The organism is Thioclava sp. F28-4 (assembly GCF_002020045.1).
Lineage (GTDB): Bacteria > Pseudomonadota > Alphaproteobacteria > Rhodobacterales > Rhodobacteraceae > Thioclava > Thioclava sediminum.
The window spans coordinates 133,202-156,324 of the sequence record NZ_MPZQ01000006.1; the positions used below are offsets into that span (position 1 = coordinate 133,202).

Genomic DNA, 23,123 nt, shown 5'->3' on the forward strand with positions numbered 1-23,123 from the left:
GTCATACTAGCCGAACGCTAACCCGATACAATCACTCGGGTTGCGGCCATTCGGCGCTTTGGGCGGCATCCCAGACCTTGCGCATCAGCGTGGGCAAATCGCCGGGCCGGAAATCGGCGCGCGGGGTCATGGCATGGGCCTCCGTGCGGGTGACGTGGACCTGCAGGATCAGGTGGAAATGCGTGAAGGTGTGGCGCACCTCGACCGGGGAGGTCGTCCAGTCGGCCTGCATCGGCGGGGCGGGTGTCGGCGCCTCGGACCAGTCGGAGCCGGGAAAACCCAGCGTACCGCCCAGAAGCCCCTTGTCGGGGCGGCGCTCCAGCAGCACGTCGCCCTGGCCGTTCATCACGACATAGGCGAAGCCACGGCGGGTGGGCTTTTCCTTCTTCGGGGCCTTGCGTGGGAGCGTCTCGGCGATCCCGGCAGCGCGGGCGGTGCAGGCATCAATGAGCGGGCAAATGCCACAGGCCGGATTGCGCGGCGTGCAGATGGTCGCGCCCAGATCCATCATCGCCTGCGCGAAATCTCCGGGTCGGTCCTCGGGCGTGATCTGCGCCGTCAATTCGGTCAGCTCCGTTTTCGCGCCGGGCAGCGGCGTGTCGACCGAGAAGAGGCGCGAGACGACGCGCTCGACGTTGCCGTCGACCACGGCGACCGGCTCGTCATAGGCGATGGCGGCGATCGCGGCGGAGGTGTAGGGGCCGATGCCGGGCAGCTTTTGCAGTTCTGCTGCCGTTTCGGGGAAGCGCCCGTCCAATTCACCGGCCACGACACGCGCGCATTTCAGCAGGTTGCGGGCGCGGGCGTAATAGCCGAGCCCGGCCCATTCGGCCATCACATCGCCATCCTCGGCCGCTGCCAATGCACCGACATCGGGCCAGCGCTCGGTGAAGCGGCGGAAATAATCGCGTACGGCGGCGACCGTGGTCTGCTGCAGCATCACCTCGGACAGCCAGACGCGATAGGGATCGGGCCGTTCGCCCTCTGCACGATCCGCAGGCGATACGCGCCACGGCATGACGCGGGCATTTGCGTCATACCAGTTGAGCAGGGTTTCGCCGATTGCCCCTTTACCGTCACGCAATGTTTATGCTCCCCTCTTGCCGACCGGTTGGCCCGGCCCGATGTGCTTCCTAGAATGGGATGGATCAAGAGGAACCGCCCACGAATGAAAAAAAGCGACCCGCAAAAGACGCCTTCGCGGCGAATGCGTGGCTTTGAAGCCGCGGGCGGGCTGCTGCGCAACCGTATCCGCGCCGCGGGTGAAGCGCGCGGTTTTGCGGTCTCGCGCCTGCTGACCCATTGGGCGGAAGTGGTGGGCCCTGAGACGGCCGCGCAATGCCGCCCGGTGAAGATCGGCTACACCAAAGGCGGCTTCGGCGCGACCCTTACCCTCCTGACGACCGGTGCGGCGGCGCCGATGCTGCAGATGCAGTTGCCGCAAATCCGCGACAAGGTGAATGCCTGCTACGGCTATAACGCGATCTCGCGCATTTCGCTGACGCAGACCGCGCCGACCGGCTTTGCCGAAGGTCAGGCGCAATTTGCACCGAAACCCAAACCCGAACCCCGCAAACCGGACCCCCGCGTCGCCGAAGCGGCGAAGGCGCAGGTGGCCGATTGTGGCGATGCCGATCTCAAATCGGCGCTGGAAGAACTGGCAAGAAACGTTCTATCGAAGTCCGCAGAGCGGGCTGCACACAAGAAAGGCAGATAGATGAGCAAAACTCTTTCGATCCTCGGCGGCGCGGCTGTCATGGGGCTTCTCGCGACGGGCGGCTGGTATGCCAGCCAACACAGCGAGGCGAGCCTGATCACTGCGGCCCAAGCGCAGGAAGCCACGGCGAACAAAGATGTCGAGACTCTGCCCGACGTGGTTCTGGGTCAGGAAGACGCGCCGGTCACCGTGATCGAGTACGCCTCCTATACCTGCCCGCACTGTGCCGAATGGCACAAGGTCGAGTATCCGCAGCTGAAGAAGAACTACATCGACACCGGCAAGGTGAAGTTCATCCAGCGCGAAGTCTATTTCGACAAGTTCGGTGTCTGGGCCGGTCTGATCGCGCAATGCGGTGGCGATCCGAAATATTACGCGATCTCGGACATGATCTATAACAAGCAGAAGGACTGGATCGGCGACGGCAAGCCGCAGACCATCGCGGACAACCTGCGCAAGATCGGCCTGCAGGCCGGGCTGAGCAACGATCAGGTCACCGCCTGCATGAACGATGAGAAGCGCGCCGAGCGGATGGTCGCGACCTTCCAGAAGAACGCGGGCGACGACAAGATCGACGCGACGCCGACCTTCATCATCGACGGCGAGAAGCATTCCAACATGGCTTGGGACGACTTCAAGAAAATCCTCGACGACGAGCTGGCGAAGCAAGCCAACTGATCTCGGCGACAGATCTTACGAAGGCCGGTCCTGCGGGGCCGGCCTTTTTCATATCCCGAGCCGGTCGAGCGCTGCGTCGAGTGCTGTAGGGTCGTCGATCTCGAGCCGCACCGGCAGGGCGAGCACCTTCGGGCGGAAGCTTTCCGGCAGGCGCACCGCGTCTTTCTCGGTCGTCACCATCTGCGCGCTAAGCATGTCGGCCTCCGCCTCAATGCGCTGCAACAGGCGGGTCGTGAAAGGCTGGTGATCTTCCAGCGCCTCGCCGCGCAGTAGCTCCGCTCCGAGACCGCTCAGGGTTGCGAAGAACTTCTCGGGATGGCCGATGCCTGCGAAGGCGAGGACGGGAAGGCCCTCCCAATCCATGCCCGTCTGCAGCGGGGCGAGCTGTCCCGTCAGATGCGGTTTCGAAATTCTGGAACTCCAGAAATTAGCGAATTCACCCTGTGCAGCCTCCGGCCCGATTGACAGCAGAAAGTCTGCGCGGGCCATTCCGGCCTCGATCGGTTCGCGCAGCGGCCCGGCAGGCAGGCAGCGCCCGTTGCCGAAGCCCTTATGCGCGTCGACCACCACGATAGAGAGGTCTTTGTGCAATGCGGGGTTCTGATGGGCGTCGTCGAGCACGATCGCCTGCGCTCCGGCCGCGACCGCCGCCTGCGCCCCGGCGGCCCGGTCGCGCGCGACCCAGACCGGCGCGAAGGCCGAGAGCAGCAGCGGCTCGTCCCCGGTCTCCTCCGCGCGGTGACTGCGCTCGTCGACCTGCACCGGCCCTTCGAGCGATCCGCCATAGCCGCGCGTGACCACATGGGCAGTCACACCGCGTGCGGCCAGCCGTTGCACCAGCCAGATCACCGTCGGCGTCTTGCCGGTCCCGCCCGCGTTGATGTTCCCGACCGAGATCACCGGCACGCCCAGCCGCAGCCCCGGCTGTGCCACACGCCGCTTCGTCATCGCTGCGTAAATCGCGCCGAGCGGCGACAGAAGCCGCGCGCGAAGGCCCGGCGCGGCGGGGGCGTTGAACCAGAAGCCGGGCGCGCCCATCACGCCACCCGTGCAGGCTGTGTGCCCGAGAGAATCTCGGCCAGATCGCGGGCGATGGTCTCCACCGCGCCCGCGCCGCCGGAGGTCACCGCCCAGGCGTTATGGGCCAGCTGCGCGGAGCGTTCCGGCGCGATCAGGTCCGCGACCACTTCGGGCAGATCCTCAGGCACCACGACGCCGCGGCAGGCTTTCGCAGCCTCGAGACGCAGGTAATCTTCGCGGAACGGGACGAGCTTGGGACCATGCAGGATCGCCGAACCAAGCGCCGCCGCCTCGACCGGGGAGCGTGGCGCCCGCGCCGTTCCCGACAAGGTGCCGCCCATATAGCTCAGCGCGGCCAGCCGATACCAAAGCCCGTATTCCATCGCGTCGTCGGCGATGAAAATCTCGGTCGTCAGTTCCGGTTCGCCCTCGAGCGACCGGCGCGCGACCGACCAGCCCTCGGCGGTCAGCTGCGCGGCGAGGGCCTCGCCCTGGGATTCGTCATCCGGCGCAAGCAGAAGCAGCAGCCGATGCGCATGGCGCTGGGCGTAGCGATGCGCGGCCGTCACCGGGCCGATTTCGGCCTCGGGCACGGCGGCGGCGAGCCAGACCGGGCGCGCGCCCATCGACTCGGCCATCGAGGCGCGCTCTGCCTCGGAGCCGTAAAGCGGCCGCGGCGGCTCGCCGAGCGCACCGTCATTGACCACGATGACCGGCCCATTCAGTTTGTCGCCCACCCGTTCGAGGCTCGCCTCGTCGCGCAGGTAGATGCGGTCGATCCGGCCCAGCAGCGTCAGCGAGACGTCATCGAGTCGCAGCCCATCCTGACCGCCGAGTTTCGCATCGGCCAGAACGCTGGCAATGCCGCGTTTCTGCGTCTCCGCGATCAGGGCGGCGGGCAGCGTGTCGTCCATGATGAGCACGAGATCGGGGCGCCATGCATCCAAGACCAGACGGACGGACGCGGGACGATCCTCGGGGGTGGGCCGGAAATAGACCTCTTCGGGCAGACCGTCGGGCGGGTCTTCCGCGCCGCGCACCGTCATCGCGATGCGGATGTCGGGCATCCGCGCGGCCACCCTGCGCGCGACCAGCCCGGCGGCTTCCGCGCATTTCCCCGCAGCCCAGATCCACAGCAGCGGGGCGTCGGCGCGGTCCTCCCCCTGACCGGCCTCGACCGCGGCTTTCGCCTTGGGTCCCGCAGGACGCAAGGCAGAGAGTTGCAGCCTGAGCCAGAGAGGAAGAGAGCGCGCCATGCCAGCCTTAGTTGCCGAGCTCTTCGGTGGTCGACACTTCGAGTTCTTCGTCGCGCAGGCGATGCAGGTGCGCGATGAAGTAACGGGTATGGGCGTCGTCGACGGTGCGCTGCGCCTCGGCCTTCCACGCGGCATAGGCGGAGGCGTAGTTCGGGTACATCCCGACGATATGGATATCGTCGACATTCTTGAATTCGGTGCGGCTCGGGGTCACCAGCTCGCCGCCGAAGACGAGGTGAAGACGTTGCGGGGTCGGTTTGGCCATAAGAACTCCTGTCGGCTTTTCTGCGGCGCAGAGATTACGCTTTGCCCCCACGCTTCACAAGGAGAGGGCCGGGGCCGCACGTAGCCGTTACCGCGCCAGTCCCAGAGACTCCAGATATTCCGCGCCTTGTCGCACGCCAATCTCGTCGTTCACTTCCAAAATCAGCCGTGGCATCTTCGGCAGCTTGCCAAGCGCCTTGAACACCGAGTGCCACGCGATCGTGCCCTCGCCCGGATGCCAATGCCGGTCGCCATAGCCGTCGATATCCTGCAGGTGGACATGCTCCAGCGCCGCGCCTGCCGCATGGACGAACACATCGACCGGCGGCGCGCCGCAGCGGCGATGCATGAACTGCGCATGGCCCGTATCGAGCGAGACCTTCACCGCTTCGCTCTTCATCTTCGCCGCGAGTTCGACACGCAGGCTCGGTGTGATGTCTTCGCAGTTTTCGATCACCAGCGTCACGCCCAGCTCCTCCGCGCGTTCGATCACCGGGGTCAGGACGTAGCGCACGCGCTCGACCTGAATGAACCCGTTGGCGGGGTTCTGCTCCAGATCGGATTCCTTCCAGAGCGTGTAGGGCGAGTGGATCACCATCTGATCGCCGCCCAGTTCCGCCGTGATCTCCAGCACCCGCAGCATCCGGGCGCGGATGACCTCGATGATCTCGGAATCCGCGCAGTCGATACTGAATGAGGTGAAGGGCCCGTGCAGCCCGAGCCGCCCAGTATAGCCGTCGAGCAATTCCTTCGTCCGCGTGACCATCTTGCGCAGGTCCGCATCCGTGGCGTTCGGCCAGCAGAAGCTCTGCAATTCCAGATCGCGCTGGTCGTTCAGAATCCAGTCGCGATGATGCGCGAGCATATCGAGGCTCAGCGCAGCGCCGAGCAGCGGTAATTCCTTGGCCATGGGGTCCTCCTCCGGATCGAATGCTCGCGCAAGCCGCGGGGCTTTTCAATCCCGTGAGCGCGCTATATCGGAACGTCATGAAACGCAGTCTGCCCGAGTTTTACGAGTCCATGGTGGAGAACGGGGACCTCAACCCCGATCCCGCCCAACGCGCCATTCTGCCCGAACTGGAGCGCGTACGCCGCGCGCTGGAAGAGGCGCCTGCGCCCGAGCCGGTGAAACGCGGCTTCTTCAAGCGCAAGATCAAGCCGGTCGACGGCGTGCGCGGCCTCTATATCTGGGGCGGTGTCGGGCGCGGGAAATCCATGCTGATGGACCTGTTCTTCGGCCAGACCGACGTGCCGAAGCGCCGGGTGCATTTCCATGCCTTCATGCAGGAAGTCCAAGGCAAGCTCGACGATGCGCGCCGCGCCAACACGGTCGATGCGATGCGCCCCGTGGCCGAAGAGGTGGCGGGCTCGCTGCGGCTGCTGTGCTTCGACGAGATGCAGATCACGGACATTGCCGATGCGATGATCGTGGGTCGTCTGTTCGAGGCCCTGTTCGAGCGGGGCGTGACCATCGTCACGACCTCGAACCGGGTGCCCGAAGACCTCTACAAGAACGGGCTCAACCGCCAGCTTTTCCTGCCCTTCATCGGGCTGATCCGCGAAAAGCTCGACATCTACGAGCTGGCCTCCGAAAACGATTACCGGCAGAACCGTCTGGCAGGCCAACAGGTCTATTTCACGCCTGCGGGCCGCGAGGCGCGCGCGAAGATGGATGCGCTTTGGGATGAGCTGACCGGGGGCGATCATCACGGCAAGCTCGATATCCCGGTGAAGGGCCGTGTGGTCGAAATCCCGCATTTCCACAATGGGGTCGGCCGGGCGAGCTTCTGGGATCTATGCGCGCAGCCGCTGGGTCCGGCGGATTACCTCGCCATCGCGGATGCGGTGAAGGTGCTGCTGCTCGACGATATTCCGCTGCTCTCGGCCTCGAACTTCAACGAGGCGAAGCGCTTCGTCACGCTGATCGACTCGCTCTACGAGGGCAAGGTCCGGCTGATCTGCTCGGCTGCGGACGAGCCCGAGCGGCTTTATGTCGAAGGCGAAGGCACGTTCGAATTCGAGCGCACCGCCAGCCGCCTGCGCGAGATGCAGGCAGACGGCTGGGCGGCAGAGGCTTAAGCCAGCATCTCCGCCAGAAGCGGGCGCACCTTGGTGCCATAAAGCTCGATCGTCTTGCGCAGATGCGCGGGGTTCTGCGGCCCGCCGCTATATTTCAGCGTGAACCGCGACAGGCCCAGAGCCGTCACCGTCCGCGCGATCTTGCGCGCTACGGTTTCCGGGCTGCCGACATAGAGCGAGCCATGCTCGATCTCCGACAGGTAGGCCTCGCGCCGGAACGGCGGCCAGCCGCGCGAGCGCCCGATCATGTCATGCATCCGCGCATAGCCTTCGTAGAATTCTTCCTGCGCGATCTCGTCGGTCTCGGCGATATGGCCGGGCGAATGGACGCCGATCTTGCCAGGCTTGGTGCCCATCTGGTCATGCGCGCGGTGATAGAGGTCGACATGCGGTTTGAACCGGGTCGAATCCCCGCCGATGATCGCCAGCATCAGATCCATCTGCATCGCGGCGGTCTCGACCACCGATTGCGGCGACCCGCCGACCCCGCGCCAGATCTGCAGCGGCGCCTCGGGGCGCGGATAGACGGTGACGTTCTTCAGCGGCGGGCGCATCTGGGCGTCGAAGCTGACCTTCTCCTGCGTCGCGAGCAGATGCAGGATTTGCGACTTCTCGGTGAACAGCGCCTCGTAATCGTTCAGATCAAGCCCGAACAGCGGGAAGCTCTCGGTAAAGGAGCCGCGCCCGATGGTGATCTCGGCCCGTCCCGGCGCCAGCGCGTTCAGCGTCGCGAAACGCTGGAAAACGCGGATCGGATCGTCCGAGGACAGCACCGTGACCGAGGTGCCCGCCTTGATCTTCTCGGTGCGCGCAAGGATCGCCGAGAGGATCGGCTCGGTCGAGGAGATAGCGAAATCGGGCCGGTGATGCTCCCCCAGACCGATGTAATCGAGCCCGACCTGATCGGCGAGCTCGCCTTCGGCCAACGTGTCGCGGATCACCTCGGCATGGCTGCGCAGCAGGCCGTCCTCCCCGCGCGTCACATCGCCGAACGTGTCGATCCCAAGCTCAAGCTGCATGGTGGTCTCCTTTCCTGTTCACGCGAAGATAGGGGCGCGGGCGCAGGTCAGCCACCGGTATCCCCGCACAGAGCTCGTGCGAGACCGCAGCCTCAGCCGTTGTCGCGCAACACCCGGCCCGCGAGGTAGAGCGAGCCGCAGATCAGGATGCGGGCATGGGGATGGATCGCGACGATCCCCGCGATGGCCGAGCCGACCGAGGCCGCAGGGCGGGCCTCTATGCCGACCACGCGCGCGGCCGCGGCGGTGTCTTCGGCGGGCAGCGTGTTCGCCTCGCCGGGGATCGAGACGGCCAGCAGGCTCGCCGCGTGATCCGCCAGCGGACGCAGATAGCCGGTCACGTCCTTGGTGTTGAGCATGCCGCAGATCAGATGGGTCGGGCGTTTCGGAAGCGCGCCGAGCGTCTTGGCGATCATGTCGCCCGCCGCCGGGTTATGCCCGCCATCGAGCCAGACCTCGGCCTCGGGCGCGCCGTCCACCAGCGGGCCGTGACGCAGCCGTTGCATCCGCGCGGGCCATTCGGCTTTCGTCACCGCCGCCTCGCAGGCGGCCTCGTCAAAGGCCAGATGCCGCAACGCCGCGAGCGCCGCCCCGGCATTGGCGATCTGATGCGGGCCGGGCAGGTTCGGCAGCGGCAGATCGAGAAGTCCGTTCTCGTCCTGGAAGATCAGGCGGTCGCGCTCCTTCCAGACCTGCCAATGCTGGCCGTGCACCAGAAGCGGCGCGCCAAGCTTTTCCGCCCGCGCCTCGATCACCTCGAGCGCGGCCTCCTGCTGGGGGCCGACCACGCAGGCCACGCCGCGCTTGATGATCCCGGCCTTTTCGCCTGCGATCTCGGCCAGCGTCTCACCGAGGAATTGCTGATGGTCGATCGAGACCGGCGTGATGATGCTCAGCGCGGGCGTGTCGACCACATTGGTCGCGTCGAGCCGCCCCCCGAGCCCCACCTCGAGAAGGGTGTAATCCGCAGAGGTCCGCGCGAAGGCCAGAAGCGCCGCCGCCGTCGTCACCTCGAAGAAGGTGATCGGCTTGCCGCCATTCGCCGCCTCGACCTCATCGAGCAGCGCGGCCAGATCGCCCTCGGAAATGAGCGAACCGGCGATCCGGATACGTTCGTGGAAGCGTGCCAGGTGCGGCGAGGTATAGGCGTGGACGCGCTTGCCCGCAGCCTCCAGCCCGGCCCGGATCATCGCCTGGGTCGAGCCCTTGCCATTGGTGCCCGCGATGTGGATCACCGGCGGCAGGTCGCGCTCGGGATGGTCGAGATCCCCCAGCAGCCGCTCCATCCGGTCGAGCGACAGGTCGATGACCTTGGGATGCAGCGCCATCAGGCGGTCGAGAATATCATCGGAGCTTTGCGTCATTGGCCCCTCCGGCCTTAGATGGCGGACCGGGGAGGGGGCGCTGCCCCCGCGGCTGTTGCCGCCCCCCGGGATATTTCAGCCAATACGAAGATCAGGTCTTGGGCTTCGCCTCGGCCTCGGGAGCCGCCTCGGCGACCGCTTCCTCGGGCGCCTTCTCCGGCGCGGGCAGATCGCCCTTCACCGCCGGCGGCAGGTTCATCAGCATGCGCAGGATGGTGATCAGCTCGTCGCGCATCTTCATGCGATGCGTCACGCGGTCGAGCATCCCGTGATCGAGCAGATATTCGGCGCGCTGGAAGCCCTCGGGCAGCTTCTCGCGGATCGTCTGTTCGATCACGCGCGGGCCCGCAAAGCAGATCAGCGCGTTGGGCTCTGCGATATGCACGTCACCCAGCATCGCGTAGGAGGCGGTCACGCCGCCCGTCGTCGGATGGGTCAGCACGACGATATAGGGAAGGCCCGCTTCCTTGAGCATCTGCACGGCGACGGTGGTGCGGGGCATCTGCATCAGCGACAGGATACCTTCCTGCATCCGTGCGCCGCCAGCCGCCGAGAACAGCACGAGCGGACGCTTGAGCTTCACCGCGCGTTCGGCCGCCGCGATGATCGCGTTGCCGACATACATGCCCATCGAGCCGCCCATGAAGGTGAAGTCCTGCGCGGCCGCGACGATCGGCGTGCGCCCGATCTCGCCCTCGGCCACCAGCATCGCCTCTTTCTCGCCCGTCGATTTCTGCGCCGCCTTCATCCGGTCCGGATAGCGTTTCTGGTCCTTGAAATGCAGCGGATCGGTGATCGGTTCGGGCACTTTCACTTCGGAGAAGATGCCGCCGTCGAACAGCGCCTCGAAGCGCACGCGGGGCGTGATCGCGAGGTGGTGGTCGCAATTGGTGCAGACGTTGAGATTGTCCGACAGCTCCCGGTGGAACAGCATCGTCCCGCATTCGGGACATTTCGTCCAAAGGTTCTCGGGCACTTCGCGGCGCGAAAACAGCGAGTTAATCCGAGGACGGACGTAATTGGTGATCCAGTTCATCGTATGAGCCTCTCGCTGGGGCGGGTCGGTTTGGCTTGAAATACGCCGCCCCTGCACGAATTGCAATCAGACGCGGAGGGTGAGGCGGATCAACAACCACGCGATCAGCAGGTGCAGCATGTCCAGCAGAAGCCACGGCAAGAGGTCCCACAGGTCGCGTGTGTTGATTACGATCGTGTAGAGCGCCAGCCCGTCGAGCTGGCCGTAGAAGCCGACGAGGAAAAGCGAGCCGAAGTTATTGGCGAAATGCAGCGCAAGGGCTGCGCCGAGATTGCCGGTCCGCGCCGTCAGGTCGCTCGCGAGGCAGCCGAAGCCGAAAGCCCAGAGCGCGGGCCAGAGCGCGTTGCTGCCATACGCGCCGGGCGAATAATGCAGCGCCCCGAAGAGTGCCGAGGGCAGAACCATCCAGATCAGGGGGCTGCGCCAGCGCGCCGCGAGCTGCTGCAGGAGATAGCCGCGAAACAGCACTTCTTCGGTCGCGATCTGCACGAACAGAAGCGGCAGCGCGATCGGCGCCCAGCTCAGCACATGCAGCAGCGGGTTGGAGCGCGCCGCGGCGTCGCTGAGCTGGGTCAGCCCGAAGGCGAAAAGAGCGAAGAGCAGCAGAACCGGCAGCACCTTCGTGAAGGTGGCGAGGCTCCGCCGTCCGAACAGCGTCGCGGGCGCGCGGTGATGCAGGTGGCGGCTGACGACGAAAGTCGCGATCAGAAGCGGTGCGAAACTCGCCAGCAGAATGGCGAGGCCGCGCGGCGTCGAGCCATGGGCGATTTCCTGAAACAGCCGAAGCATCGAGAAATCGTCGAGCATCGAGGAGAAGAACAGGATCATCGCCCAGCCGCTGAGCAGGTAGAAGGCGACGATCACGCCCAGACCCAGCATCCCGCGCCAGATCTGCGCATAGGGCTTCGCAGGGACCGCGAACGCCTCGAGAGGCGCATATCGGTTCGTGCGCGCGATCACCGGGCGGGGCTCGCAAGAAGCGGGGCGGCTGCAAGGGGCGATTGGGTCATCTGGGTCTTCCGCAAGGCTGAGCTTCGGTGATAGCGGCTGCGGCCCCGGTGAGGCAACGGCTTTACTTTTCGCGGCGCGGGCAGGACAAGAGGCGGCTGTCTTCTGACCGGGGTGCAAATGTTTGAACTTCCTCTCGATCTGGTGGTGATGCTGATTGGCGCGGCCTTCGCGGCGGGCGTGGTCGATTCCATCGCGGGCGGCGGCGGGCTGATCACGGTGCCGGCGCTTTTGCTGGCGGGCGTGCCGCCGGTGCAGTCGCTCGCGACGAACAAGATTCAGGGCACGTTCGGCGCGGCGACGGCGGCGATTTCCTATGCGGCCTCGGGCCATGTGGTGCTACGAAAACAGCTACTGGCCGCCGTGATCGGGTTTCTTGGCGGGCTGGCGGGGGCGCTTCTCGTGTCGCGCATCCCGACCGACAAGATCGAGATCGCCCTGCCGTTCATCCTCGTCGCGATCGCCGCGTTTTTCGCCTTGCGGCCCGGTTTGGACGACACGGATCGGGTGCAGCGTATTCGGCCCGGCCTGTTCACCGCCGCCTTCGTGCCGGTTATCGGTTTTTACGACGGGCTGATCGGGCCGGGGACGGGGTCGTTCTTCATGATCGGTTTCGTGACGCTGGCGGGTTACGGCGTGCTCAAGGCGACGGCGCATACGAAACTGCTGAACTTCTCGTCGAATATCGGGGGGCTGACGGGGTTCCTGCTGGTCGGCTCGCCGCTCTGGGTGCTGGGCATCGCGATGGGACTGGCGCAGATCGCCGGGGCGCGGCTGGGCTCGCGGCTTGCGATGCGGGTGGGCGCACGGCTGATCAAACCGCTGCTGGTGACGACCTCGACGCTGCTGGCCGCGAAGCTGCTCTGGGATCTGATGTAGACCCTAGCCCGGCGCCTGCGACAGGATTGTGCGCAGCCGCGCGAAACTGCCCGCGATGCCGTCGGGGGCGGGTTCGGCAATGAAGGCATCCAGCTCGGGCCAGACCTTGATCGCCGCGTCGATGCGCGGGTCCGAGCCTTCCGCATAGAGCCCCGCCTGAATCATCATCTCGGCCCGGTCATAGGCGCCAAGCAGGCTGCGCGCCTTGCCAATCAGCCGGTTTTCCTCGGGATCCGCCGCGTCGGGCAGCGAGCGCGAGACCGAACGCAGCATATTGATCGCCGGGAAGCGCCCACGCTCCGCGATCTCGCGCTCCAGCACCACATGCCCGTCGAGCACGCCGCGCAGGATATCGGCGATCGGCTCGTCCATATCGGACCCGGCCACCAGAACCGAGAACACGCCGGTGATGTCGCCCTGCCCCTCGGCGCCGGGGCCCGCGCGCTCGCCCAAGGCCATGATCTGATAGGAGGTCGAGGGCGGATAGCCGCGCAGCGAGGCAGGTTCGCCCCCGGCCAAAGCGACCTCACGATGGGCTTCGGCAAAGCGCGTGATCGAGTCGGCGAGGAACAGCACATGCTGGCCCGCATCGCGGAAATGCTCGGCCACGGCCATCGCGGCCCAGGCGCAGCGACGGCGCACCAGCGGCGACTGATCCGAGGTTGCGGCGACGATCACCGCGCGGGCCATCCCCTCCGGGCCAAGCGTTTTTTCGACGAATTCCCGCAACTCCCGGCCGCGTTCGCCGATCAGCGCGATGACGACGATATCGGCAGAGACCCCGCGCGCGAAACTCGCCAATAGCGAGGATTTCCCGACGCCCGATCCCGCGAAAAGGCCGACCCTTTGGCCTTGGACCAAAGGTAGCATCGTATCGAAGGCGGCGAGTGAAGTCTCCAACCTGCCGCCCAACCGCTTGCGCTGGGCGGCAGGCGGAGGGCTTGCGCGCAATTCGCGCTCGCGCGCGCCGTGGATCAGCGGTTGCCCGTCGAGCGGTTTTCCGAACGGGTCGATGATCCGTCCGACCCAGCTGTCATGCGGGGCGATCCCGCCCTGACCGAGCAGCTCCACCTCGTCGTCGATCGCCACGCCATCGGCGGCGCCGTCGGGCAGCACCGTGACCGCCCCGCGCGTCAGCGACAGAACTTCCGCGCCGATCTCGCGCCCGCTTTGACAGCGAATCGTCGCGCGGTCGCCGAGGGCCGCCGAACGGGCCAGACCGCTGACCTCGATCATCCCGCGCCGCACCTCGCGCACGCGCCCGACCGCATGGGCGCTGGCGATACCGCGCATTTCGGCGCGCAACAGGTCGAATCCCGCAAATGCCATTCTGGCCTCCGATGTTCTCGAAACGTTTTCTAAACGATTCGCTCTTAAAGCTTGGTTGATAGCTCGGAGGAGAAGCCCCGATGTTCGAGAAGATTGAGATCATGAAAATGGCCAGTGCGATGGCCACCCACGCCGCAGCCCGCCAGAACGCGGTTGCGGAGAATATCGCCAACGCGGACACGCCCGGCTATGCGGCGCGTGACCTGCCGGCTTTCGAAGACCTCTATCGCAGCGAGGGTGGCGGTGCTCTGAGGGCGACGCGGTCCGGTCACATCGACGCCTCGGCAACGATCACCACCGCGCCCGAGGTGATCGCCTCCCCCGGTGTCACTTCGCCCGACGGCAATTCGGTCTCGCTGGAAGAAGAGATGGTCCGCTCGGTCGAGGTGAAACGCGAGCATGACCTGTCGCTCGCGATCTACCGCTCTTCGCTCAACATCCTGCGCAGTTCGCTCGGGAGGGGCTGAAGATGAGCGATTTCACCCAATCCATGGCGCTGTCCGCCTCGGGCATGAAGGCGCAGGCGATGCGGCTTCGGCAAAGCTCCGAGAACATCGCGAATGCCGATACGCCCGGATATCACCGCAAGATCGCGCCTTTCGAGAAGGTCGTCTCAGATGGCGCCCCGACCGGAGAGGTCACGGAAGCGGGCGGTTCCGGGCCGGGCTCCCTTTTCGAACAGGCGGCGAACTCATTCGTCGATGCGGTCAAGGCGGGCGAAGACACTGCCAAAGCCGCGATGGCGGGACAGGCTGATCCGCATGCGCTGGTGCAGGCGCTCGCCCAGACGGAACTCGCGATCGAGGCGGCGGTGACGGTCCGCAACAAGGTCGTCGAGGCCTATCAGGAAATTCTCAGGATGCCGGTCTGATGCAGGACGCGATTTTCTTCGACACGCTCCGGCAGGGCTTGTGGATCGCCGTGCTGATCGCGGCGCCGCTCCTGTCGGTCGCGCTGGTCGCGGGGGTCACGATCGGCCTCTTTCAGGCACTGACCTCGGTGCAGGAAATGACGCTGACCTTCGTGCCTAAAGTGGGCGCGATGCTCGTCGTGTTCTGGGTGTCGATGAGTTTCATGTCGGAAAAGCTGGTGGAGTTCTTCACCCGCACCATCCTGCCGATCGTCGCCGGGGGCTAAGATGGATAACGCGATCTATACCACCCTCACGCGGCAATCCGGCCTGATGCACGAAATGCGGACTGTCGCGAACAATATCGCGAATGTCTCGACCACCGGCTTTCGGCGCGAGGGCGTGATCTTCTCCGAATATCTCTCGGGGTTGGAGGGCAACGAACCTTCGCTTTCGATGGCGCGGGCGCATGGTCGTCTGATCGATCGAAGCCAAGGCGGGCTGACCCAGACAGGCGGCACCTTTGATTTCGCGATCGAAGGCGAGGGGTTCTTCATGATCGAGACCCCGCAGGGCAATCAGCTTACGCGGGCTGGCAGTTTTGTCCCCTCGGCTGAAGGCGAGTTGCTCACGCCCGACGGGTACCGGCTGCTCGATTCCGGTGGCACCCCGGTCGCGATCCCCTCGGGGGCGACTTCGGTCGCGCTCGCCGCCGATGGCACACTTTCGAACAACGGCCAGCCGATCGCGCAGGTCGGCGTCTACCTTCCCACCGATCCCAATGAATTGCGCCATGTCGGCGGCACCCGCTTCACCGCGGAGGCCGGGGCCGAACCGGTGGAGGGCGCGGTTCTGATGCAGGGGTTTCTCGAAGACAGTAACGTCGATCCGATCACCGAGATTGCGCGCATGATCGAGGTCCAGCGCGCCTATGAGATGGGCCAGGCCTTTCTCGAACGCGAAGACGAACGAATGCGCGGCGTCATCCAGACGCTCGCCCGCTAACAGGAGGCCCATGACATGAGAGCTCTTCAGATCGCAGCCACCGGCATGAGCGCGCAGCAGATGCGCGTCGAGGTGATTTCCAACAACCTCGCGAACATGTCGACCACTGGCTACAACGCGCGCCGCGCCGAGTTCGCCGATCTGCATTACCAGCAGATGACCCGCCCCGGCACGATCAACGCGACCGATGGCACGACCATCCCCGCCGGGGTGCAGCTTGGCCTCGGCGTGCGCCCGACTGCCGTGACGGTCAACATCGCGCAAGGCTCGCTCAGCGCGACGGGCGGCGATCTGGACCTCGCGATCGACGGCAATGGCTATCTCGAGGTGACGCTGCCCTCTGGCATCTCCGCCTACACGCGCGACGGTGGGCTCAAGCGCAATGGGACTGGCCAGATCGTGACCTCTGACGGCTACCCGGTCGTGCCCGATATGACCATTCCGAACGACGCGCGCGCCGTTGCAATCAACGCGGAGGGCGAGGTCTATGCCTATTTCGCCGATCAGGTCGCGCCGCAGCTTCTGGGGCAGTTCACCTTGGCGAATTTCTCGAACCAGAAGGGGCTGGAGGCGATCGGGTCGAACCTGTTTCTGGAAACCGGGGCATCGGGGCCGCCCAATGTGAATACGCCCGGCGCGGATGAGTTGGGCACGCTGCGGCAGGGCTATCTGGAGGAGAGCTCGGTCGATCCGGTGCGCGAGATCACCGAGCTGATCAAGGCGCAGCGCGGCTACGAGCTGAACGCGAAGGTCATTTCCGCCGCCGATCAGATGCTTGGCGCGACGACGCAGGTGCGCTGATGCTGGGACGGGCGATCCTGATTGCGGGATCCGGTCTTTTGCCGGGCCACGCCTTGGCGGACACGCTCGTCGCGCTGCACACCATGCGCGCCCGGACGATCGTCGCCCCCGCAGATGTCGGGCTGCAACCGGGCGAGATGGCCGGGGCGTTGACCGGGCCGGAGGACGCGATCGGCCTCGAGACGCGTGGGGTGATCTATGCCGGTCGCCCAATTCGAGCCCGCGATCTGGGGCAGCCCGCCATTGTCGAGCGCAATCAGATCATCCCGCTCCTGTTCAGCCGCGGCTCGTTGGAGATTCGAACCGAAGGCCGCGCGCTCGATCGCGCCGGCATCGGAGAGACGATCCGCGTGATGAACGCCGCTTCGAAAACCGTGGTCTCCGCGACGCTTGGCGCTGACGGAACTGCCCATGTTGCCCCATGAGGAATTCGCGATGAAATCTCCTGCCCTGTTGCTGTTGTCGATCACGCTCATCGCCTGCGGGCGGCTCGAGCAGGTCGGTAAGGCGCCCGGATTTACGCCGGTCGAAGGCGGCAACGAGTTCTACGCCATGGCCTCCTCGCCGCTGTCCGTCACGACAGAGGCGCGCAGCCCCGAACAAGAAGCCTCTCTTTGGTCCGGTGCGCGCAACTCGCTTTTGGGCGACCCACGCGCCGCCAAACGCGGCGATATCCTCACCGTCGTGATTGAGATTAACGATAAGGCCGAAATCTCGAATTCGACGGGTCGCTCGCGCAGCGGGTCCGACACGATGGGGGTGACCTCGATGCTCGGCATTCCGCAGCGGATCGACAAGCGCCTGCCCGCCGGGGCGAGCATGGCCGACGCTGTCTCGACCAATTCGAATTCGACCTATTCCGGCGACGGGCAGGTGTCGCGCAACGAGAAACTGACCCTGCGCGTGGCCGCAACGATCATCGAGACGCTCCCGAATGGTGTGTTGCGCATTCAGGGCAGCCAGGAGGTGCGCGTGAATTTCGAGGTGCGCGAGCTGATTGTCACCGGTTTCGTGCGCCCCGCCGATGTGAGCCGCCAGAACGAGATCACCTATGACAAGATCGCTGGCGCGCGGATTTCCTATGGCGGGCGCGGGCAGATCACCGATGTGCAGCAACCGCGCTACGGCCAGCAGATCGCCGATATTCTCCTGCCCTTCTGAGGTTCCGAAATGCTTGGTAAACTTCTCCCGCTTCTCCTCGGTCTGATCGGCCTCGCCGGTGGCGGTGCGACCGGGTATTTCCTGCGCCCAGCTCCTCCGCCCGCAGAACATCCCACCGACCCGGTCGCTGCGGAGGGGGCAGCGGAAGGAGATCACGGCGCCGCACCAGAGGCTCATGGGAACCCGGCCGCCGCCGACCATGGAGACGAGGGCGATGTCACCTCCGAATTCGTCAAGCTCAACAACCAGTTCATCGTGCCGCTGGTAACCGAGTCGCGCATCTCCGGCATGGTGATCCTGTCGCTCAGCCTCGAGGTGAAGGTCGGTGAGACCGAGGCCGTCTACCGCGCCGAGCCGAAACTGCGCGATGCGTTCCTGCAGGTGCTGTTCGATCACGCGAATACGGGGGGATTTCAGGGCCTGTTCACGGATTCCGCGAACATGTCGCGCTTGCGCCGGGCCCTGACCGAGACCGCGCGCAGCATTCTAGGTCCCGGTGTCCTTGCGGTGCTGGTCTCCGATATCGTGCGTCAGGACAGCTAGGCCCGGTCCGTGAGCTCTGCGAGAGACTAGAAGTCGCGTGCCTCAGCGCGGCGCGCCTCGTTTCGGGTGACCAAGTTTCGTGACAACGTCATGGCGGCCCACCGCGCGCGCGGTTGCGCCATGCTGCGCAGCAAGCGCGGGGTCGAGCTCCTTCCGCGCGGCGCGTAGCCGCGTGTCTTCCAGCGACAGGTAGCGCAGATAGGCGAGAGTGTGTTGCCCGGAGGCGGGGTCCTGCGCGAGCGTCTCCCGGGTCGACCGCTCCTCTGCCTGTAGGCTGGCAATTCGCGCATCGAGCGCACGCGCCCGGGCGTTCAGCCGTGCGAGCTCTGCAAGCTCCGCCTCCCGCTGCATACGGGTCAATCGGGCGAGTGCCGCCAGCCGCTTTACCTGCAATTTGCTCATTTGCGCCATGCTGCACCTCCGCGGGCCGCCTTGCGCATCTTCTCCGCAAAGCGGATTGCGGCGGCGACGGGTTTGTAATGCTCCGGTCGGATTTCCTCGCCGATCTCGATCGCCGCGAACAGCGCCCGCGCGGTCGGCGGGTCCGAATGCACGGGCACCGCATTTTCCGCCGCGATCTCGCGGATCCGCGCCGCGATCGCATCGACCCCTTTCGACAGGCAGACCGGTGCACGACCCGAGGCGCGATCCCACTTCAGCGCGACCGCGTAATGGGTCGGGTTGACGATCACGACATCGGCCTTGGCGGTGTCGGGAACCGATTGCCGCATCGCAAGCTCCATCCCCTTCTGACGTCTCTGTGCCTTCAGATGAGGATCGCCTTCGGATTGTTTCATTTCGTCGGTCAATTCCTTGCGCGTCATCCGGTTGCGGCGCAGGAATTCGGACCGCTGCCAAAGATAGTCGATCGCGCCCATCGTGGCGGCGAGGGCAGTGACGATCATCAGAAACTCGGCGATCATCCGAAACAGCAGCCCCACGATCTGCACCGTTTCGAGGCGCTGCGTGAGCAAAATCAGATCGGCGCGCGCCCTGAGGTAAATGAAAAGAATCGTCGCGATCACCGCGAGTTTCGTCGCGCTCTTGGCGAATTCGAACAGCCCGCTGCGTCCGAATTTCTGCGCAGCATTCTTCAGCGGATTGATTCGGCTGAGCTTTGGCTGGATCTTGTCGGGCGCGACCACGATCGCGCGTTGTGCCCAGTAGGCGACGAGCGCGGCGATCATCGGCACCACGAAAAACGGCGCGAGCGGCAGGAGCAGCGTGCCGATAATCCGTCCGCCCAGGGCCGTCCCGCCACCAAGAAACTGCGCGGCCATCTCATCGGCGCGATCCAGCATCGCCATCGCCCCACTGCCGAACCGCGTCACGCTGTAGATACCCAGGCCGAGCAGTGTCGCGAGAAAACTGCCATAGACGGCGGCCACGGAAATCTCGGTCGAGCGCACCAGATCGCCCTTGCGCCGTGCTTCCTCCAACTTCTGCGGGGTTGGATCGAATTCCTTTTCGCCGGCTTCGTCTTCGCTCATCGCACGGCTCCGAACGGGTTGCCGAGGAAGGCCATGACCGCCTCGCGCCAGATCGCAATGGCGGTGGGCGCACATAGTGCAAGCAGGATCAGCCCGCCTGCCGTGAGTGCCGGGGCGCCGACGAACGCCACCATCAGCTGCGGCATGGCTCGGTTAATCGCGCCAAGCGCGACGTTGTAGATCAGCCCGGTGACCGCGAAGGGGGCGGCGAGCTTGAAGGCGAGCGAAAACGCATGCGCGACACCCGAGACGCCCCAGCGCCGCAGCGCATCCGGATCGGGCCATTCGCCCACCGGTAACACCTGATAGGTGCCGATCAGAAACTCGATGAGCTGGACGTGAAACCCGAGGCTCATCAGCACCGCGATACCGGCGATCAGCAGCAGGTTCCCGATCGCGGGTTGCGGCTCTCCGCCCATTCCGCCGAGCAGCTGCGAGAGCGAACTCGACTGCGCCGCCATTGTGCCCGCGATTTGCAGAGCGAAGACAAAGGCGCGCAATCCGAAGCCAAGAAAGAGGCCGATCGCGATTTCCGAGGCGAGCCAGAGCGGCAAAGCCATCCCCTGGTCGAAACTGGAGAGCGTCGGCGCGAGTGCCGGAACCGTCACCAAGGTTATCGCGAGGGCGACCCCCGTCTTGATCCGCGCCGGCAGGCTCGTCTCGCCAAAGCCCGGGGCCATGGCGACAATCCCGCCTACCCGCAGCAAGACAATGAAGCCTAAGAACAAAAAGCTTCGTGCTTGTTGCAGGATCTCGCTGAGCAGATCGAGAAGCGACGGGCTCATGCGGGGACCTGTCCGACCATCGCGGGCCGCGCCTCGAGGCCGATTTCTTCGTAGCTCAGGACCGGCGCGTTCAGCCCTTTCGCGTTGATGACCGTACGCAAAAACCGCCGCCTGCGCCCTGAAGAGACCAGTGCCGGGAACGTCCCCGCTTGGGCCGCCCCGGCGAGTTTCTCTGCGATATTCGCCGCCAGCTTGTTGAACAGATCAGGTGGCAAGGCGACATCACTGCCCGCCTCGCCCCCGATCGTGTATTTTCCGAAGCGTTCCTCCCAATCGGGGGCCAGTTGGATCAGGGGGATCGTGCCGTCCTCGCGACGCAGATCGGCAACGAGCTGGAAGCCGAGGCGTTGCCGTACATGTTCGCAGATCTGCTCGGGGCTTTGCAGGTGGCGCGCCTCCGAGATGGCCTCGACGATCAGCAAAAGGTTGCGGATCGAGACCCGTTCATCGAGCAGTAGCCTTAACACCGAAAGCAGAAGATCGATTGGCACCTTGTCGGGAATGAGCTCGTCGAGAACGCGTCGATTGGCTTGTGCGCGCGTCGGATCGGAGAGGTTCGCGACTTCGTCGAGCAGCCGCCTCAGCGCCCGCAACGTCATCAGCCGCGAGAAATTCGCCTTGATCACTTCGAGAAGATGCGTCGCGAGCACCTCCGTCGGCCCGACCACCGTCGAGCCGGCGAGCGCCGCGTCTTCCTGCTGATGGGCGGGCACCCAAAGCGCGGGCGCGTGGAACACCGGTTCGCGCACTTCTTCGCCGTCTGGAAGGAATTCGCGATTGTCCGCGATCAGCGCAAGAACATGCTCCGGCATCAGCCGATCGCGCGCCTGCTCCACCCCCTGAACGCGGATGCGGTAATGACCGGGCGGCAAAGTGGCGTCGTCGGTCAGCCGAATTTCAGGGAGGATCAATCCGAAATTCGCCGCGACGTGATTGCGCATGTTGGATATGCGCGCGTCCAGACCCGTCGCCGGATCGAGCGCCATCTTGACCAGATTCGGGGCGAACTCGACATGGATATCGTCGATGTCGAGTACGTCACCCATCGATTTCTGCTTCGGTCCGGTCTCCGGCGCGGGCATTTTCATCGCTTCGCGCCGGGCGCGCGCCCGTTCGGCGCGCCGCAGCATATAGGCCGCCGTGCCGAGGATGGCGGCCCCTGCGGTGAAAGGCACGAAGGGGAGGCCCGGCACGAGACCGAAAAGCGCCATCAAGACCGCAACGGTGGTCAGGGCGGCCGGATATTTACCAAGCTGGCGGAAAAACTCCAGATCGGTGGAGCCTTTCGCCCCGCCGCGCGATAGCAAAATGGCCGCTGCGATCGAGATGATGACCGCCGGTATCTGGCTGACGAGGCCGTCGCCGACCGTAAGAATCGCATAGGTCTCGAGCGCGCGATCGAGCGGCATTCCATGCACGACGGTGCCGATAAGCAGACCGACCACGAGGTTGAGCATCGTGATTAACAGCCCGGCAACCGCGTCTCCTTTGACGAATTTGGATGCCCCGTCGAGCGAGCCGAAAAAGGTGGTTTCCGCCTGCTCGCGTTCGCGCCGCTCTCGCGCTTCGGCATGGTCGATCGCGCCCGCGTTCATGTCGCTGTCGATCGCAAGCTGCTTACCCGGCATCGCGTCGAGCGCGAAGCGCGCGCCGACCTCGGCCATGCGCCCCGCACCTTTGGTGATCACGATGAAATTCACGATCAGGATCACGCAGAACACGACCAGCCCGATCAGGACCGAGCCGCTCATGATGAAATTCGCGAACCCTTCGATGACGCCGCCCGCCGCACCCGTACCCGTATGCCCGTTTCCGATAATGAGTTTCGTCGAGGTGACGTTGAGCGATAGCCGCAGCATGAGCGTTGCAAGGAGAATGGTCGGAAAGGCGGAAAAATCGAGCGGACGTTCGATGAAAAGGGTGACGGTGAAGATCAGGATCGCGAGGGCGAAAGAGGTGGCGAGACCGATGTCGAGGATCCAGGAGGGCACCGGAAGGATCATCATCGCGATGACCGCCATCAGCGCGAGCGCCAGCAGGATCGTTGGCTGAAACGCGCGTTGCACGAGCGGGGTCGCCATCACATCCCTCGCGCTTTCCGCCCGGCACGCGCGAACAGGGAGGCGCCGGGGGCACCGCCCGGCCGGGGCGGCTCTGCGTCTTTCGACCTGAGCAGAAGCGGGTAGCCGTTTTCTCGGCGTTGTGCTTGGGACCCGCTTTGTGCCAGCACGATGTCGGGAATATCAGGCAATGGACTGGCCGCGGCAGCGGAAGTGGTCATCACGTCTTTCGGGCCGCTTCTGCCTTCGAGTTTCGCGTAAAATCGGGCAAAGCGTGTCGAATAGCTGTTCGCGTGCTCGAGCGTTCGCGAGTGATAGGCGCCCGCCGCCGTCTTCCAGTCACCGCTTTCCGCGTAGAGCGATTTCAGAAATTGCGCCGCATATCGGGCGTTTTCCAACGGGTCGAACATGTCTTCGATCGATGAAAAATGCTGCCCGTGCCATTTGAAATTGATCTGGAAACATCCGACGTCGAAGCTTCGCGCGCCGCGTTTGAATTCCTTGAAAACGTAAGCGAGCGCCAAGTCCCGGTTGTCGAACCAATGCCCAGCGCCTTCCATATTCACGGTCCATGGCCACGGCTCGAAGCCACCCGCGCCTTTTCGTCCGGTCTCATTTAGCGAGATCGCCATGAGCACCGCATAAGGAACGCCGCTTTCGCGCGAGGCTTGCTTCGCGGCGGCCTCGCATAGCTGGGGTTGCCCCGCCGCGGATAACGGAACGAGGGTTAGACAGAGAACATACAGAGCCCGCCGAAACCAAGGCATGGGATCTTCCCT

At 65.1% G+C, this 23,123-nt stretch carries 27 protein-coding genes and 1 pseudogene; 13 read left to right on the forward strand and 15 right to left on the reverse strand.

The genetic code is table 11. The features are described 5' to 3' along the window. Nucleotides 1-31: 31 nt before the first annotated feature. Nucleotides 32-1,084: an A/G-specific adenine glycosylase gene (gene mutY / locus BMI87_RS14045; protein ID WP_078522247.1), complete on the reverse strand. Its 1,053-nt coding sequence runs from the start codon at nt 1,082-1,084 to the stop codon at nt 32-34. An 84-nt stretch (nt 1,085-1,168) separates the two neighbouring features. Here mutY and BMI87_RS14050 point away from each other — a divergent pair, with 84 nt between their 5' ends. Continuing rightward, nucleotides 1,169-1,717 (forward strand): DUF721 domain-containing protein, encoded by a 549-nt coding sequence (locus BMI87_RS14050; protein WP_143595172.1) that lies wholly within the window; start codon nt 1,169-1,171, stop codon nt 1,715-1,717. Further along, nucleotides 1,718-2,395, forward strand: a complete 678-nt coding sequence (locus BMI87_RS14055; protein ID WP_078522249.1) for a DsbA family protein — start codon at nt 1,718-1,720, stop codon at nt 2,393-2,395. A 48-nt stretch (nt 2,396-2,443) separates the two neighbouring features. On the opposite strand, the gene lpxK is transcribed toward BMI87_RS14055, so the two are convergent. From lpxK to BMI87_RS14075, 4 genes are all read right to left on the reverse strand, one after another. Further along, nucleotides 2,444-3,433, reverse strand: coding sequence for a tetraacyldisaccharide 4'-kinase (gene lpxK, locus BMI87_RS14060; RefSeq protein WP_078522250.1), 990 nt, complete (start codon nt 3,431-3,433; stop codon nt 2,444-2,446). After that, entirely contained in the window at nt 3,433-4,671 is a 1,239-nt protein-coding gene (locus BMI87_RS14065) for a 3-deoxy-D-manno-octulosonic acid transferase (RefSeq protein WP_078522251.1), read from the reverse strand. Before BMI87_RS14065 ends, lpxK begins: the two co-directional genes overlap by 1 nt. Nucleotides 4,672-4,678: 7 nt before the next feature. Continuing rightward, nucleotides 4,679-4,936 (reverse strand): DUF4170 domain-containing protein, encoded by a 258-nt coding sequence (locus BMI87_RS14070; RefSeq protein ID WP_078522252.1) that lies wholly within the window; start codon nt 4,934-4,936, stop codon nt 4,679-4,681. Nucleotides 4,937-5,023: 87 nt separating this feature from the next. Next, on the reverse strand, nt 5,024-5,845 hold the full coding sequence (locus BMI87_RS14075) for a sugar phosphate isomerase/epimerase (RefSeq protein ID WP_078522253.1): 822 nt from the start codon (nt 5,843-5,845) through the stop codon (nt 5,024-5,026). Between the two features lie 77 nt (nt 5,846-5,922). Here BMI87_RS14075 and zapE point away from each other — a divergent pair, with 77 nt between their 5' ends. Then, nucleotides 5,923-7,014 carry a cell division protein ZapE gene (gene zapE / locus BMI87_RS14080; protein ID WP_078522406.1) on the forward strand — a complete coding sequence of 364 codons (1,092 nt, stop codon included), beginning with the start codon at nt 5,923-5,925 and terminating at the stop codon, nt 7,012-7,014. Here zapE and BMI87_RS14085 read toward each other — a convergent pair. The 4 genes from BMI87_RS14085 to BMI87_RS14100 all read right to left on the reverse strand — a co-directional run bounded on the left by BMI87_RS14085 (nt 7,011) and on the right by BMI87_RS14100 (nt 11,393). Next, nucleotides 7,011-8,033 (reverse strand): LLM class flavin-dependent oxidoreductase, encoded by a 1,023-nt coding sequence (locus tag BMI87_RS14085; RefSeq protein WP_078522254.1) that lies wholly within the window; start codon nt 8,031-8,033, stop codon nt 7,011-7,013. The two genes, zapE and BMI87_RS14085, sit on opposite strands and share 4 nt — an antisense overlap. A 92-nt stretch (nt 8,034-8,125) precedes the next feature. Then, entirely contained in the window at nt 8,126-9,397 is a 1,272-nt protein-coding gene (locus BMI87_RS14090) for a folylpolyglutamate synthase/dihydrofolate synthase family protein (protein ID WP_078522255.1), read from the reverse strand. A 91-nt stretch (nt 9,398-9,488) separates the two neighbouring features. Next, nucleotides 9,489-10,433, reverse strand: a complete 945-nt coding sequence (gene accD, locus BMI87_RS14095) for an acetyl-CoA carboxylase, carboxyltransferase subunit beta (protein ID WP_078522256.1) — start codon at nt 10,431-10,433, stop codon at nt 9,489-9,491. Between the two features lie 66 nt (nt 10,434-10,499). After that, nucleotides 10,500-11,393, reverse strand: a complete 894-nt coding sequence (locus tag BMI87_RS14100) for a CPBP family intramembrane glutamic endopeptidase (RefSeq protein WP_078522257.1) — start codon at nt 11,391-11,393, stop codon at nt 10,500-10,502. Nucleotides 11,394-11,561: 168 nt separating this feature from the next. Between BMI87_RS14100 and BMI87_RS14105 the strand changes: the two genes are divergently transcribed. Continuing rightward, nucleotides 11,562-12,320: a TSUP family transporter gene (locus BMI87_RS14105; RefSeq protein ID WP_075775250.1), complete on the forward strand. Its 759-nt coding sequence runs from the start codon at nt 11,562-11,564 to the stop codon at nt 12,318-12,320. 3 nt (nt 12,321-12,323) lie between these two features. On the opposite strand, the gene BMI87_RS14110 is transcribed toward BMI87_RS14105, so the two are convergent. Then, nucleotides 12,324-13,649: a FliI/YscN family ATPase gene (locus BMI87_RS14110; RefSeq protein ID WP_078522258.1), complete on the reverse strand. Its 1,326-nt coding sequence runs from the start codon at nt 13,647-13,649 to the stop codon at nt 12,324-12,326. Nucleotides 13,650-13,729: 80 nt separating this feature from the next. Between BMI87_RS14110 and BMI87_RS14115 the strand changes: the two genes are divergently transcribed. From BMI87_RS14115 to BMI87_RS14150, 9 genes and pseudogenes are all read left to right on the forward strand, one after another. Next, nucleotides 13,730-14,116: a FlgB family protein gene (locus BMI87_RS14115; RefSeq protein WP_078522259.1), complete on the forward strand. Its 387-nt coding sequence runs from the start codon at nt 13,730-13,732 to the stop codon at nt 14,114-14,116. A gap of 44 nt (nt 14,117-14,160) precedes the next feature. Then, nucleotides 14,161-14,217: pseudogene (locus BMI87_RS23030) on the forward strand (hypothetical protein); the annotation flags it as partial. 21 nt (nt 14,218-14,238) lie between these two features. Continuing rightward, the gene (gene fliE / locus BMI87_RS14120; RefSeq protein WP_371326889.1) at nt 14,239-14,520 is read left to right on the forward strand and encodes a flagellar hook-basal body complex protein FliE; all 282 of its coding nucleotides are present in this window, start codon (nt 14,239-14,241) and stop codon (nt 14,518-14,520) included. Next, complete coding sequence (locus BMI87_RS14125; RefSeq protein WP_078522260.1) at nt 14,520-14,786, forward strand: flagellar biosynthetic protein FliQ; 267 nt, start codon at nt 14,520-14,522, stop codon at nt 14,784-14,786. The genes fliE and BMI87_RS14125 overlap by 1 nt, the downstream gene beginning before the upstream one ends. Before the next feature lies 1 nt (nt 14,787). Continuing rightward, on the forward strand, nt 14,788-15,504 hold the full coding sequence (locus BMI87_RS14130) for a flagellar hook-basal body complex protein (RefSeq protein ID WP_078522261.1): 717 nt from the start codon (nt 14,788-14,790) through the stop codon (nt 15,502-15,504). Nucleotides 15,505-15,519: 15 nt separating this feature from the next. Then, the gene (gene flgG, locus BMI87_RS14135) at nt 15,520-16,305 is read left to right on the forward strand and encodes a flagellar basal-body rod protein FlgG (RefSeq protein WP_078522262.1); all 786 of its coding nucleotides are present in this window, start codon (nt 15,520-15,522) and stop codon (nt 16,303-16,305) included. Continuing rightward, a complete protein-coding gene (flgA, locus tag BMI87_RS14140) occupies nt 16,305-16,730 on the forward strand; it encodes a flagellar basal body P-ring formation chaperone FlgA (protein ID WP_078522263.1) in 426 nt (141 codons plus the stop codon). The genes flgG and flgA overlap by 1 nt, the downstream gene beginning before the upstream one ends. A 10-nt stretch (nt 16,731-16,740) precedes the next feature. Further along, nucleotides 16,741-17,466, forward strand: a complete 726-nt coding sequence (flgH, locus tag BMI87_RS14145; RefSeq protein WP_078522408.1) for a flagellar basal body L-ring protein FlgH — start codon at nt 16,741-16,743, stop codon at nt 17,464-17,466. Between the two features lie 9 nt (nt 17,467-17,475). Next, a complete protein-coding gene (locus tag BMI87_RS14150) occupies nt 17,476-18,009 on the forward strand; it encodes a flagellar basal body-associated FliL family protein (RefSeq protein ID WP_078522264.1) in 534 nt (177 codons plus the stop codon). 42 nt (nt 18,010-18,051) lie between these two features. Here the strand turns inward: BMI87_RS14150 and BMI87_RS14155 are convergent, their stop codons facing one another. From BMI87_RS14155 to BMI87_RS14175, 5 genes are read right to left on the reverse strand one after another with little or no spacing between them, the layout of a single operon-like run. Continuing rightward, on the reverse strand, nt 18,052-18,420 hold the full coding sequence (locus BMI87_RS14155; RefSeq protein WP_078522265.1) for a hypothetical protein: 369 nt from the start codon (nt 18,418-18,420) through the stop codon (nt 18,052-18,054). After that, nucleotides 18,408-19,499 carry a flagellar biosynthesis protein FlhB gene (locus BMI87_RS14160; protein WP_078522266.1) on the reverse strand — a complete coding sequence of 364 codons (1,092 nt, stop codon included), beginning with the start codon at nt 19,497-19,499 and terminating at the stop codon, nt 18,408-18,410. The genes BMI87_RS14155 and BMI87_RS14160 overlap by 13 nt, the downstream gene beginning before the upstream one ends. Continuing rightward, nucleotides 19,496-20,284, reverse strand: a complete 789-nt coding sequence (locus BMI87_RS14165) for a flagellar biosynthetic protein FliR (RefSeq protein WP_078522267.1) — start codon at nt 20,282-20,284, stop codon at nt 19,496-19,498. The genes BMI87_RS14160 and BMI87_RS14165 overlap by 4 nt, the downstream gene beginning before the upstream one ends. Beyond that, nucleotides 20,281-22,365, reverse strand: coding sequence for a flagellar biosynthesis protein FlhA (gene flhA / locus BMI87_RS14170; RefSeq protein WP_078522268.1), 2,085 nt, complete (start codon nt 22,363-22,365; stop codon nt 20,281-20,283). Before flhA ends, BMI87_RS14165 begins: the two co-directional genes overlap by 4 nt. Beyond that, nucleotides 22,365-23,111 (reverse strand): transglycosylase SLT domain-containing protein, encoded by a 747-nt coding sequence (locus BMI87_RS14175; RefSeq protein WP_078522269.1) that lies wholly within the window; start codon nt 23,109-23,111, stop codon nt 22,365-22,367. Before BMI87_RS14175 ends, flhA begins: the two co-directional genes overlap by 1 nt. Nucleotides 23,112-23,123 lie beyond the last annotated feature (12 nt).